Annotated in this window: 11 protein-coding genes; 9 read left to right on the top strand and 2 right to left on the bottom strand. The window is 68.9% G+C overall.

Annotated features, from left to right (window positions below; translation table 11 throughout):
* Positions 1–19: 19 nt before the first annotated feature.
* Complete coding sequence (locus tag AB0L91_RS20725) at positions 20–1,807, top strand: long-chain fatty acid--CoA ligase (protein ID WP_365012137.1); 1,788 nt, start codon at positions 20–22, stop codon at positions 1,805–1,807.
* A 30-nt stretch (positions 1,808–1,837) separates the two neighbouring features.
* Positions 1,838–3,343, top strand: coding sequence for an aldehyde dehydrogenase family protein (locus AB0L91_RS20720; protein ID WP_365012135.1), 1,506 nt, complete (start codon positions 1,838–1,840; stop codon positions 3,341–3,343).
* A 26-nt stretch (positions 3,344–3,369) separates the two neighbouring features.
* Here the strand turns inward: AB0L91_RS20720 and AB0L91_RS20715 are convergent, their stop codons facing one another.
* Together AB0L91_RS20715 and AB0L91_RS20710 are read right to left on the bottom strand one after the other, a co-directional pair.
* The gene (locus tag AB0L91_RS20715; protein ID WP_365012134.1) at positions 3,370–3,765 is read right to left on the bottom strand and encodes a VOC family protein; all 396 of its coding nucleotides are present in this window, start codon (positions 3,763–3,765) and stop codon (positions 3,370–3,372) included.
* The gene (locus AB0L91_RS20710; protein WP_365012133.1) at positions 3,762–4,535 is read right to left on the bottom strand and encodes an ArsR family transcriptional regulator; all 774 of its coding nucleotides are present in this window, start codon (positions 4,533–4,535) and stop codon (positions 3,762–3,764) included. The genes AB0L91_RS20715 and AB0L91_RS20710 overlap by 4 nt, the downstream gene beginning before the upstream one ends.
* A gap of 151 nt (positions 4,536–4,686) precedes the next feature.
* On the opposite strand from AB0L91_RS20710, the gene AB0L91_RS20705 reads away from it, so the two are divergent.
* The 7 genes from AB0L91_RS20705 to AB0L91_RS20675 all read left to right on the top strand — a co-directional run bounded on the left by AB0L91_RS20705 (position 4,687) and on the right by AB0L91_RS20675 (position 12,338).
* Positions 4,687–5,814, top strand: coding sequence for an AI-2E family transporter (locus tag AB0L91_RS20705; protein WP_365012131.1), 1,128 nt, complete (start codon positions 4,687–4,689; stop codon positions 5,812–5,814).
* Between the two features lie 141 nt (positions 5,815–5,955).
* Positions 5,956–7,062: a glutamate--cysteine ligase gene (locus AB0L91_RS20700; RefSeq protein WP_365012129.1), complete on the top strand. Its 1,107-nt coding sequence runs from the start codon at positions 5,956–5,958 to the stop codon at positions 7,060–7,062.
* 114 nt (positions 7,063–7,176) lie between these two features.
* Entirely contained in the window at positions 7,177–7,350 is a 174-nt protein-coding gene (locus tag AB0L91_RS20695) for a CsbD family protein (RefSeq protein ID WP_355272486.1), read from the top strand.
* Between the two features lie 150 nt (positions 7,351–7,500).
* Positions 7,501–7,992, top strand: a complete 492-nt coding sequence (locus tag AB0L91_RS20690; RefSeq protein WP_365012126.1) for a DinB family protein — start codon at positions 7,501–7,503, stop codon at positions 7,990–7,992.
* A gap of 234 nt (positions 7,993–8,226) precedes the next feature.
* A complete protein-coding gene (locus tag AB0L91_RS20685; RefSeq protein WP_365012123.1) occupies positions 8,227–9,291 on the top strand; it encodes an LLM class flavin-dependent oxidoreductase in 1,065 nt (354 codons plus the stop codon).
* A 392-nt stretch (positions 9,292–9,683) separates the two neighbouring features.
* Positions 9,684–10,574, top strand: coding sequence for an SDR family NAD(P)-dependent oxidoreductase (locus tag AB0L91_RS20680; protein ID WP_365012121.1), 891 nt, complete (start codon positions 9,684–9,686; stop codon positions 10,572–10,574).
* Between the two features lie 93 nt (positions 10,575–10,667).
* Positions 10,668–12,338 carry an acyl-CoA synthetase gene (locus AB0L91_RS20675; protein WP_365012119.1) on the top strand — a complete coding sequence of 557 codons (1,671 nt, stop codon included), beginning with the start codon at positions 10,668–10,670 and terminating at the stop codon, positions 12,336–12,338.
* The last annotated feature ends 116 nt before the right edge of the window (positions 12,339–12,454 follow it).

The following is a 12,454-nucleotide window of genomic DNA, read 5'->3' as shown; positions in this document are numbered from 1 at the left end:
GACCTGCCGGAGCCGACCGATGACCGTTGCCCTGCCGACCACCCTGTGCGAAGCGTTCCAGCGCACCGCCGCCCGCATGCCCGACGCCGTCGCCCTGCGCACACCCGGCGACACCACCCGCATCACCTGGGGCGAATACGCGCGCCGGGTGGAGCAGATCGCCGCGGGCTTGGCGAATCTGGGTGTCGCCCCCGGTGACGCCGTGGCGCTGATGCTGACCAACCGGCCCGAATTCCATCTCGTCGACACCGCCGCGATGCACCTGGGCGCGGTGCCCTTCTCGATCTACAACACCAACCCGGTCGAGACGATCGCCTATCAGCTGGCGAAGACCGGGAGCCGGGTGATCGTGTGCGAGAAGCAGTTCCTGCCCCAGATCGCCGCGGCCCGCGCCGTCGACCGCACCGTCGACACGGTCGTGGTCGTCGACGAGGGCGGGGCCGACACGGTGTCGCTGGCCGAGCTCGAGTCGAACCCGCTGCCCGGCTTCGACTTCCGCGCCGCCTGGGAGCGGGTCGGCGCCGAGGACGTCCTGACGATCATCTTCACCTCCGGCACCACCGGAACGCCCAAGGGTGTCGAGCTCACCCACGCCAACATCCTGAGCAATATCGACGGCGTCCGCGACATGCTCGATCCCTGGTTCGAACATCGGACGGTGTCCTACCTGCCGGACGCGCACATCGTGAATCGCTGGACGTGCCACTATTTCCCGATGATCGGCGGGGGACCGGTCACCGACCTGGCCGACCCGAAGCAGATCGTGACCGCGCTGTCGGATACCCGGCCGACGGCGTTCGTCGGCGTGCCTCAGGTCTGGTACAAGATCAAGGGCGCGCTGGAGGCACAGCTCGCCGCCGAGACCAGTCCGGTCAAGCGGACTCTCGCGACCTGGGCCATCGACATCGGGCGGCAGCAGGTGCGTGCCGAGCTCGGCGGGTCGGGCGGAGGCGTCTCGCCGTGGCTGGCCGCGCGGCATCGGGTGGCGGATCGGCTGGTCCTGCACAAGATCCGGCACCGGCTCGGGCTCGACGAGTTGCTCGTCGGTGCGACCGGCGCGGCGCCGATCGCACCGGAAGCGCTCGAGTTCGTCCTCGGACTCGGTCTGCCGGTCGGTGAGGTGTACGGCATGTCGGAACTGTCGGCCATCGCCACCCTGAACCGGCCGGGCCGGATGCGGCTCGGCACGGTCGGTGTCGCCGCGCGCGGGGTCGAGGTGTCGCTCGCCGAGGACGGCGAGATCCTGGTCCGCGGCCCGATCGTGATGAAGGGATACCTGGGCGACCCCGAGCAGACCGCCGAGGCGATCGACGCGGACGGCTGGGTGCACACCGGCGATATCGGCACCGTCGACGCCGACGGCTTCGTCTCGATCGTCGACCGCAAGAAGGAGTTGATCGTCAACTCCGGCGGAAAGAACATGTCGCCCAGCAAGATCGAGGGCTACGTGAAGGTCGCCTGCCCGCTCGCCGGGTCGGTGGTGGCCATCGGCGACGCGCGGCCCTACATCACCGCGCTGATCGCCCTCGACCCCGATGCCGCCGCCGCGTACGCGCTCGCGCACGGCCTGACCCCGAACCCCGCCGAGCTGGCCACCGATCCGGGTATCCGCGAGATCATCGACGCCGGAATCCGCGACGCCAACATGAAGCTGGCCCGGGTGGAGCAGATCAAGAAGTTCGTTGTCGCACCGGTGTTCTGGCAGCCCGGCGGTGATGAGCTGACGCCGACGGGAAAGCTGAAGCGCAAGCCGATCACGGCCAAGTACGCCACCGAGATCGATACGATGTACAGCGCCACGCGCTGACCCACCCGAATCGAAGACGAGGAATCAGAGATGAGTACCACCGAGCAGGCGCCGGTCACGGCGGAAGTACTGGTGTCGTTCGATCCCGCGACCGGACAGCCGATCGGCGAGTACCCGATCGACACGCCGGAGCAGGTCCAGCGGGTGGTCGGCACGGCGCGGGTCGCCGCGGAATTCTGGGCAGGGCAGTCGTTCTCGGTGCGGCGCAAGGCACTGCTGCGCTGGGCGTCGTACCTGACCGGGCACGCCGAGGAGTTCACCGCGCTGATCCAGCGGGAGAACGGCAAACCGGTCGACGACGCCTTCCTCGAACTCACCCTGGCGCTGGGCCACATCGACTGGGCCGCCCGCCACGGTGAGCGGGCGCTGGCCTCGCGGCAGGAGCGGCCCGGCCTGCTGATGGCGAACTTCGCCGCCACGGTCGAATGGCGGCCACTGGGTGTGATCGGGGTGATCGGGCCGTGGAACTACCCGGTGTACACCCCGACCGGCTCGATCGCCTACGCCCTCATCGCAGGCAACACCGTGGTGTTCAAGCCGAGTGAGTACACCACCGGCGTCGGCAACTACTTCGCGGCGGCGTTCGCGCTGGCGAATCCCGAGCTGCCGCAGGGCATTCTGGAGACCGTCAACGGATACGGCGCCACCGGTGCCGCGCTGGTGACCGCCGGGGTGGACAAGGTCGCCTTCACCGGGTCGACCGCGACCGGGAAGAAGATCATGGCCGCGGCCGCCGATTCCCTGACACCCGTGCTGCTCGAATGCGGTGGCAAGGACGCCGCGATCGTCGCCGGCGACGCCGATGTCGCGGCCGCCGCCCGCGATATCGCCTGGGGCGCCTTCGCCAACAGCGGCCAGACCTGTGTCGGCGTAGAACGGGTCTATGTCGTGAAATCCGTACGCGACCAGTTCGTTTCGGAGCTGCGCAAGAACCTCGACGGCGTGCGCGCCGGCAGCGATCCCGGGGCCGACTACGGCCCGATGACCATGCCGGGCCAGATCGAGGTGGTCCGTCGCCATATCGAGGAGGCGCTGCGCGACGGCGGCACCGCCGTGGTCGGCGGGCCCGATTCGGTGCGGGCGCCCTTTATCGACCCGGTCGTGCTGCTCGATGTCGACGAACAGTCACCCGCGGTGCAGGAGGAGACCTTCGGGCCCACCCTGACCGTGCGGTCGGTCGCCGATGTGGACGAGGCGGTGGCGCTGGCCAACGGCACCCGCTTCGGGCTGGCCTCCACGGTCTACTCGAAGCGGCACGGGCTCGAGATCGCCCGTCGGCTGCGCGCGGGTGCCACCTCGATCAACGCGGTCCTCGCCTTCGGCGCCATCTCGTCCCTGCCGTTCGGCGGGGTGGGCGAGTCCGGCATCGGGCGCATCCACGGTCAGGAGGGGCTGCGTGAGTTCGCCCGCCCGCATGCGCTGGCCCGGCAACGGTTCGCGATCCCGGGCATGGCGTTGCTGACCTTCGAGCGGACGGCCGCGACCATGGCCATCGTCCGGCGCGCGGTGCGCACCCTGTACGGCAACAAGCACTGACACCGGACGAGCGCGCCCGCGTTCGGCTACGAACGCGGGCGCTGTGCGGCGGGCTGGAACAGCTCGATGAGATTGCCCGCGGGGTCGGCGATGAGGACCTGCCGTCCGCCCGGGCCGGACACCGGGTCGCTGCGGAAGTCGACGCCCGCGCTACGGAGCCGGGCGATCTCGGCATCGAGGTCGGCGACGAGGAGGTGGATCCGGTTTCCGCCCGGCCCGGCCAGGTCGGCCGGGGTGGCGCGGGCACCGGAACTCGCCGGACCGGACAGCAGGAGCCGCAGGGGACCTCGCACGACATCGGCGAAGGCGGGCGCGGCATCGGTGTGCAGAGTGAAGCCGAAGTGCCCGGTGTAGAAGTCGATCGCGGCCGCGACGTCGTCGACGAGGTAGCGGACGGCGGCCAGGTCGGTGGATGTGGTCATGGCGCACTGCCTTTCGGGTGGGCGGTGAGGGTGGGCAGGAGGTGGCGGACCCGGGTGTCGATCTCGGTCGCGGTGGCCCGGAACAGGGGATAGGGGTCCTCGTCGGCGCGGTGCCGCGCGGCCGGGTCCGGAATGCTCCAGTGGATGTGTCGCGGGTGGTCCGGGAAATCGGGACAGTTCTCGCGGGCCTTGTCGCACAGGGTGATCACGACATCGAAGCGCTGATCACGCAGTTCTTCGAGCGGCCGGGGTACCCGGGCGCCGACATCGATGCCGAACTCGTCGCGCAGCACGCGCACGGTGTCGGGATGCAGCGCCGGTTTCGGCCGGGTTCCGGCGCTGAGCGCCGTCACGCGGTGCTCACCGCGGTGCCGGAGCAGGGCTTCGGCGATCACCGAGCGGGCGCTGTTGCCGGTGCAGACGAACAGCACCGTCGCCGCCGCCCGCGGTTCGATGGACGGTGCGCCAGGGTGCATCCGGAGCGCCGGATGCAGCGCGGGGCCCGCGCCGGCGATCAGGTCGGCGCAACGGTCCAGATCCAGGTGGTTGTAGGTATCGCGGCCGTCGTGGCTGCTGCGCGTCGTCGTGACCAGCCCGCCGTCGCGGAGCAATCGCAGGTGGTAGGACACCAGGTTCTGCGGTTCGCCGAGCCGCGTCACCAGTTCCCGCACGCGCAGGTCGCCGCAGGCCAGCTCGGTGAGCAACTGCCATCGCAGGGGATGAGCGGCCAGCTGAACGAATGGGGGAACCGTTCGGCGGGGCGAGGTCACCACTCCAGGCTAGCACCGAATACATCAAATGAGTTTGATGGAATTGCGTCCGATCTCGGCGTCGCGATCCGGCCCGGCGTGGAAGACTGGCGGCGTGAGCGGGCCGGTGAAAGAACCTTCGGTGCAAGTGACGGCGTCGAACGGAAAGTCGTTGCGCGACCGAGGGGAGGTGATCGGCGGCGGGCTGCTGTGGCTGGCGAAGTGGTCGCTGTGCATCGTGGCGATCGCGGCGGGGGCGTGGGTGCTCGGTTCGGTCGCCGCTCGGCTGTGGGTGGTGATTCTGCCCGTCGCGCTGGCGATCGTGGTGGCCACGATCCTGTGGCCGCTCACCCGGTGGCTGACCCGGCACCGGTGGCCGCCCGCACTGGCCGCGTCGACGACCCTGCTGGGATTCCTCGCGCTGGTCGCCGGCGTCGTCGCGCTGATCGTGCCGTCGGTGGCCGATCAGGCCCCCGAACTCGTCGACAAGTCCACCGAGGGCGTCAATCAGGTCCGCGACTGGATCCAGGGCCCGCCGTTGCGGATCCGCGACGAGCAACTCGATTCCGCGGTCGAGGCCATCGTGGCGCGGCTGCAGTCCAGCGGCGCGCAGATCGCCAACGGGGTGTTCACCGGCGTCTCCACCGCGACCTCGTTCCTGATCACCGTGTTCCTGGTGCTCGTACTGGTGTTCTTCTTCCTGAAGGACGGGCCCCGGCTGCTGCCGTGGATGCACGGGGTGTTCGGCAGCCGCAGCGGCCGCCACGTCGAAGCCGTCCTGGAACGGGTGTGGGCGACCCTGGGCGGATTCATCCGGACCCAGGCCGTCGTCAGCATGGTCGACGCCCTCTGCATCGGTACCGCGCTGTTCATCCTCGACGTCCCCTTGGCACTGGTGCTGTCGGTGATCACCTTCATCGGCGGATTCGTGCCCATGGTCGGCGCGTTCGTCGCCGGTGCGCTCGCGGTCCTCGTCGCGCTGGTCGGCAACGGGTTCACCACCGCGGTGATCGTGCTCGGCATCGTCATCGCGGTCCAGCAGCTGGAAGGCAATGTGCTGCAACCGGTGCTGCAGAGCCGCAGCATGGAGCTGCACGCCGTGATCGTGCTGCTCGCGGTGACCGCGGGCGGCTCGCTCTACGGCATCACCGGCGCTTTCCTCGCGGTGCCGGTGGTGGCGATGGTCGCGGTGGTCATCCGGTACATCGGCGAGCAGATCGACGCCGCCACCGGAGCACCACCCGCGGAGGCGGACGAATCGGACAGCGAGGAGTCGGTGGTGCCCGACGCCGCTGTCTGACCCGAACTCGTCGGACCGCGGCCCGACACGACGCCGACAGGGTTCACCTCGGCCACGGCCTGGACTACCGTGAAGATGTCGCCGCTGTGTCGTGGTCGCGGCGGGAAGTACCTCGTCGAATCCCTGCGAAGGAGGCGGGCGGTGGGCAGGCACGCGGACGTACTCACGGTCGGTGTCGAAGAGGAATTCCTGTTGACCGACCCCGGCACCGGGGCGCCGGCCCCGAAGAACCGCCAGGTCGCCGCCACCGCGCAGCAGGCCGGCATCGACCTGCAGCTCGAGTTGACGCGGTGCCAGGTGGAAACCAGCAGCCGAGTGCACTCCGATATCGGCGAACTGCTGGGGGAGTTGCGCGCCTCCCGGCGCCGGGTCGCCGAGTGCGCGGCCGAGCACGACGCCCGGTTGCTCGCGGTCGCGATCCCGCCGACCGTTCCCGAGCGATTTCCGGTGACCGACACCCCGCGCTACGAGCGGATCGCGCGCACGTTCGGGATGCTCGCCCGCGAACAGGGACTGTGTGGTTGCCACGTCCACGTCGGCGTGCCGGACCGGGAGACCGCGGTGCTCGTCGGCAACTACGTGCGGCCCTGGCTGCCGGTCCTGCTCGCCACGACGGCCAACTCGGCGATCTACCGCGGCAGCGAGACCGGCTACGCGAGCTGGCGCAGCATTCTGTGGCGGCGCTGGCCGAGCGCCGGTCCGCCGCCGTATTTCACCTCGCTCGACGACTACGAGGCGATCGTGGCGATGATGCGGGCCAGCGGCAGCATCCTGGACAACAAGATGGTCTATTGGGACATCCGGCCCTCGGAGTCGTTCCCGACCGTGGAGATCCGGGTCAGCGATATCCCGGCCACCGCGGCCGAATCCGCGCTGCTGGCGGCGTTGATCCGGGGGATCGTGAGCTCCGGGCTGCGGTCGATCGCCCGGCGGGAAGCGGCACTCGCGGTGTCGGGCGAGGTGCTGCGGGCCGCCTACTGGAACGCCGCGCATTCCGGCCTGGACGGCAACGGCCTCGACATGGCCGACAGCCGGGTGGTCCCGCATCGGGACCTGCTGCGACGCCTCGTCGAGCACATCGAGCCGGCGCTCGTCGACAGCGGTGATCACGATTTCGTCGTCGCGGCGATCGACGCGTTGATCGGCCGGGGCAACGGTGCGCGCCGCCAGCTCGAGGCCTTCCGCGCCCGACGCGACATCGCCGACGTGGTGGCCGAATCCGCGCGGGCGACGCTGGACGGGTGCTGAGGCGGACCCGGCGCCGTTGTTTGTCCCGGCGCGACCCGGGTACCGCCGCGGTGGGTCCCCAAGACGGCCCACGGCCACCGTGGTGGCCGAGCGAACGTCGAAAGGAATGCCGCGATGAGCTTTGCGGACAAGGCGAAGAACAAGGCCGAGGAATTGGCGGGTAAGGCCAAGGAGGCCGCCGGCAAGGCCACCGACGACCGGGACCTGGAGAACGAGGGTCGCGCGGATCAGACCAAGTCCGACCTGAAGAACGCCGGCGAGAAGGTCAAGGACGCCTTCCGGAACTGACACCCGCCCGCGGGGCACCGAGCACGATCGCCGGTGCCCCGCGGGCGCTCGCCGTTTTGCCGAAACCGCAATTTCACGTGCCAGATCCCGGCGGGCATGGCGAGACTCGAGGGCGACGCGGGCCGACGCTCGCGACGGAAGGAGACTCTCGTGCCGACACCGCGACGCACCCGCCGCAGGGATACCCCACCGCCCCGGACCGGCAGCGGCGAGGCCGAGGTGCTGCGCGGCTTCCTCGACTATCTGCGGACCTCGATCGCCGCGAAGGTCGAGGGCGCGCCGGAGCCGCAGGCGCGCACCGCCGCCGTGCCGTCGGGCACGACGCTGCTCGGCGTGCTCGCGCATCTGACCTTCGTCGAACGCGCGATGTTCCTCGGGGACACCGTGACCGACTGGCAGGCCACCTTCCGGGTCGCGCCCGAGGACGGTGTGGGTGACGTCGTCGCCCGTTACCGGTCCGCGGTCGAGCGCGCGAACGAAATCCTCGACGGCTGTACCGATCTCGGAGCACCGATTCCGCGGCCCGGGCGCCCCGCACCCAGTGTCCGCTGGGCGCTCACGCACATGATCGAGGAGACCGGCAGGCACGCGGGCCATGCCGATATCCTGCGCGAACTGATCGACGGCAGCACCGGCCGCTGAGGTTCCGCGCCGGAATTCCCTTCGGCGGGATTCTATTTCCCATCATCGCTGGTCACCGCCGCCGTTCCGGGTCGCGAGCGTGGTCGGAAACCGGCGTGTCCGCGTGACCCGGGCCGACAATTCCGGACAAGGAACCGGGCCGACCTTCGTCGGGTAGTTCGCGGACGACGGTCGGAAGGAACGTGACAGCACCGCGCGACACCTCGCCCGCTGATCACGAACGGAACGGCCCGCATGAGTCTCGAATTCCTCTGGTACATCCCGAATCAGGTCGTCCCCGGCCACCGGGGTGAGCCGGTCACCGCCGACCACAACAGCCTGGACACGCTGACCGCTCATGCCGAGGCACTGGAAGCCAACGGCTGGAAAGGCGCCCTGCTCGGCACCGGCTGGGGCCGCCCCGACACCCTCACTGTGGCCGCGGCGCTCGCGGCGCGGACCCGCACGTTCGAACCGCTGATCGCGATCCGTCCCGGGTACTGGCGGCCCGCGAACTTCGCTTCCGCCGCAGCCACTCTCGACCATCTCACCGGTGGCCGGGTGCGGGTCAACATAGTCTCCGGGCAGGACGACCTGGCCGCCTACGGCGACAGCGAGGGCGATCAGGCGCACCGCTACGCCCGTACCAAGGAGTTCCTGCAAGTGGTCCGCAAGCTCTGGACCGAGGAGAACGTCACCTATCGGGGCGAGCACTTTCGGGTCACCGATTCCACGGTGACTCCACGCATCGAGCCGCGCGGGCAGCGACGCCACCCCACGCTGTACTTCGGTGGCGCCTCCGCGGCCGCCGAACGCGTCGCCGCCACCGAGGCCGACGTGCAACTGTTCTGGGGCGAACCGCTCGACGGCGTCCGGGAACGGATCGAACGGCTGCGCGCGCTCAGTGCCGAACTGGGTCGCGAGCACGCCCCGCTGGAATTCGGGCTGCGGATCACCACCTTCGTCCGTGACACCACCGAGCAGGCCTGGGCCGATGCCGAGGCCAGGGTCGCCGAGATGGCGGCGAACAGTGGTGGCGCACCGCAGGATCCGCGGCGCCCGACCGCCGTCGGGCAGCAGCGGCTGCTGGAGCTGGCGGCGCGGGGCGAGGTGCTCGACGACAATCTCTACACCGCGCCGGGCAAGTACGGTGGTGGCGGCGCGGGTACCACCTGGCTGGTCGGTTCCGCCGAGGACGTCGCCGAGTCGCTGCGCAAGTATCGGGATCTGGGGATCACCCACTTCGTGCTGTCGGATACGCCGTACCTGCGCGAGATCGAACGCCAGGGCGACCAGCTACTGCCGTTGCTCGGGGAGTGAGCGCACGCGGCGCCGTGGCCGGTAGTCGCCGGCGGTGAGGTCGACGGGCTCGCCCCGGATAGGCGGCCGCGCCTCGGGATGACGCAATGGGGCCTGCGCGGCGCTGATCACTCACCTTCGCCGAACTCGAATGCGTGGCGGTGGCTGTCGCCGAGTGCGAGAGGTGTGTATACAAGTGTCAGAATGTGTGATAGACATCTGTCCAGACACTGAACGGCCTCCGTTGGAAGGCCGGTTCCGGTCGTAGCGGAGGTTGACGGTCATGCACTCCCTCCGGAGAACGTGCAAGGTGAGGAGAGCCTGATGCGGCGGAAACCGAGTGCTCGATGTGACGTCGAGTGTTGTCCGGATGTCCCGACGGTGTGCGGACCGGGCATCACGGGTGGTGTCGAGTGAGCCGACCGCAGATCATGTTCGGCCGGGGGGCGGTGGTTGTCGGCGGCAGTAGCGGTGTGGGATTTGCTGTGGCGAGCCTGCTGGCGATGAACGGTGCGGGAGTGGTGATCAACGGACGGGACGGGGCGGCTGTGGACCGGGCCGTCGCCGAGATCCGTGCTGCGGGCGGCGCGGCGTGGGGTGTCGAAGGGTCGGCGGCCGATTCGCTGGTCGCGGACAAGCTGGTCGGAACGTGTGTTGCCGAATGCGACGCGGTGGATGTGCTGGTCAATTGCGCCGGGATCGCGGAACCGTCCGGTTCCTCGATTCTTTCGGTCGATCCGCGGGACTGGCAGGCGCAGTTGGATTCCCATCTGGCGACGACATTCACGACCTGCCGAATCGCCGCCCCGCGCATGGTGGCTCAGCAGCGTGGCTCGATCATCAACACCTCGTCCTTCGCGTTCCTCGGTGACTTCGGTGGTACCGGCTATGCCGCTGCGAAAGGCGCGGTCAACAGCCTCACCTTGGCGATCGCGGCTGAGTTGAAAGATAAGGCGGTCCGCGCGAATGTGGTCTGCCCGGGCGCTCGGACCCGGCTTTCCACGGGGTCGGCCTACGAGGACCATCTGACGGAGTTGTACCGCCGCGGGATGATCGACCAGGTGACGATGGACGCGTCGCTGGATCCGCCACCCGCTGACTACGCCGCCGCGGTGTATCTGTATCTGAGCAGTGCGTCGGCGGTGTCCGTCACGGGCGAGATCTTCGTTGCCGCAGGAGGATTCGTGGGAAGGTATCGACGGCAGACTCCGCAGGTCCTGGGCTACCGCGATCACCGTACATCGCCGGTGTGGCCGATCGGGGACCTGCATCGAATGATCGCCACCGATATGGATGCCACGTAGCAGTCCGGCGGATCGCCGTCGTTCGCGCCCGAACCGGTCTGTCCGGCCACGGTTTCCGAGTGCAATTGATGAATCAAGTTCCATATCATCGGGATGGTTTCAATCGTGAAATTCAATCTGTCGGAAGTCTTCGCCGCCGTCGCCGCGGCGGTGCCTGATCGGGAATTCATAGTCTGGCGCGACCGGCGGATCAGCTATGGCGCGGCCGACCGGCGCAGCAGTGGATTCGCCGGCTTTCTCGCAGCTCGGGGGTTCGGTTGCCGGATCGAGCGGTCGTCATTGGCCGGTCATGCCTCGGGCCAGGACCATGTCGGCATCTACCTGCGCAACTGCACCGAATATCCGGAGATTCTCGTCGGTGCTTACCGGTCGCGCACTGTGCCGTTCAACGTCAACTACCGCTACGTCGAAAGAGAACTCGTCTACCTGTTGCGCGACGCTCAGGTCAAAGTGCTTGTCTACCAAGCGGAATTCGCCCCCCGGGTCGCGGCGATTCTCGACGAATTGCCCGGATCGGTGTTGCTCGTCCAAGTCGCCGACGGCAGTGACCATGAACTACTGCCGGGTGCCGTCGCCTACGAAGACGCGGTGTCGACCCCGCCGCCGACGGACGGGCTCCCCGCACCTCGTGGCGAGGACCTGTACCTGCTGTACACCGGCGGCACGACGGGGATGCCGAAGGGGGTGCTGTGGCAGCAGGACGACATCTACATGGCCGCCATGGGTGGCACCCGGTTCGGCACCGGTGAGCAGCTCGGCTCCTACGCGGAGCTCGTCGAATCGGCACGTGCGACCGAGGGGTACTACCGGCTCGTGGTCGCCGCCCCGTTCATGCACGGCGCCGGCGGGTGGTTGCTGTTCCAGACGGTGACCCACGGGGGCACGCTGGTATTGCCCTCGGTGACGGACCGTTTCGACCCGGCCTCCGTGCTCCGGGCGGTGTCGCGAGAGCGCGTGATCGCGCTGCCGATCGTCGGTGACGCGATGGCGCGTCCGATCGCGGGTGAACTCGAAGCCGGTCGCTACGACCTGGGCACGCTCGCCGCGGTGCACAACGCCGGCGCGCCACTCACCCCGACGGTTCGTCAGCGGCTGATGACCGCGCTGGGTCGCGAGGTGATGGTGATCGACTCCGTGGGTTCCTCGGAATCGGGGATCCAGATGACACAGGTCTACGGTTCCGCCGACCCGCAAGCAGGCGGAAATTTCGCGCCCCAGAGCTCGGACACCGCTGTCGTCGACGAAGAGATGAGCCGGGTGCTCACCGAGCCTGGGGCGCACGGCTGGCTGGCGCGGCGCGGCCGGATTCCGCTCGGATATCTCGACGACGAAGCGAAGACGGCACGGACGTTTCCCACTATCGACGGACAGCGCTGGGCGATCGCCGGAGATCGCGCGAATCTGGTCGACGGCGGCCGGATCGAATTGCTCGGCCGCGACAACCTGACCATCAATTCCGGCGGCGAGAAGATCTTCGTCGAGGAAGTCGAGCGGGCCATCGCGGCGCATCCCGGCGTATCGGACGTGGTGGTCGTCGGACGGACGTCGAGTCGGTGGGGGAGCGAGGTCGTGGCGATCGTGGAACTGATGGATGACACCGTCACCGACGCGGAATTGCTCGCCGAAGGCGCGAAACACATTGCCCGCTACAAACTTCCGAAGGCGATTCTCCGATGTTCGGAAATCGTGCGTTCACCGACCGGGAAAGCGGATTACCGGTGGGCGCAGGACTTCGCGGTGCGCACGGGCATGGCCATGGGCTGAACGGAGTTACCGCCGACCAGGCGAGGGCTCTCCCGGCCTGTTGTCTGCCACCGGCACACGACCTCGACCGCATTACCGCCATATGAATCGACTCCTCGGTTCCCCAGACGTGAGGA

Source organism: Nocardia sp. NPDC051833 (assembly GCF_040681225.1).
Taxonomy (GTDB): domain Bacteria; phylum Actinomycetota; class Actinomycetes; order Mycobacteriales; family Mycobacteriaceae; genus Nocardia.
This window is presented reverse-complemented; position numbering and strand designations above follow the sequence as displayed.

Excerpts from the sequence above, each read along its gene's own strand:
- AB0L91_RS20725 (WP_365012137.1), top strand. The coding sequence starts at position 20 with ATGACCGTTGCCCTGCCGACCACCCTGTGCGAAGCGTTCCAGCGCACC.
- AB0L91_RS20720 (WP_365012135.1), top strand. The coding sequence starts at position 1,838 with ATGAGTACCACCGAGCAGGCGCCGGTCACGGCGGAAGTACTGGTGTCG.
- AB0L91_RS20715 (WP_365012134.1), bottom strand. The coding sequence starts at position 3,765 with ATGACCACATCCACCGACCTGGCCGCCGTCCGCTACCTCGTCGACGAC.
- AB0L91_RS20695 (WP_355272486.1), top strand. The coding sequence starts at position 7,177 with ATGAGCTTTGCGGACAAGGCGAAGAACAAGGCCGAGGAATTGGCGGGT.
- AB0L91_RS20685 (WP_365012123.1), top strand. The coding sequence starts at position 8,227 with ATGAGTCTCGAATTCCTCTGGTACATCCCGAATCAGGTCGTCCCCGGC.
- AB0L91_RS20675 (WP_365012119.1), top strand. The coding sequence starts at position 10,668 with ATGGTTTCAATCGTGAAATTCAATCTGTCGGAAGTCTTCGCCGCCGTC.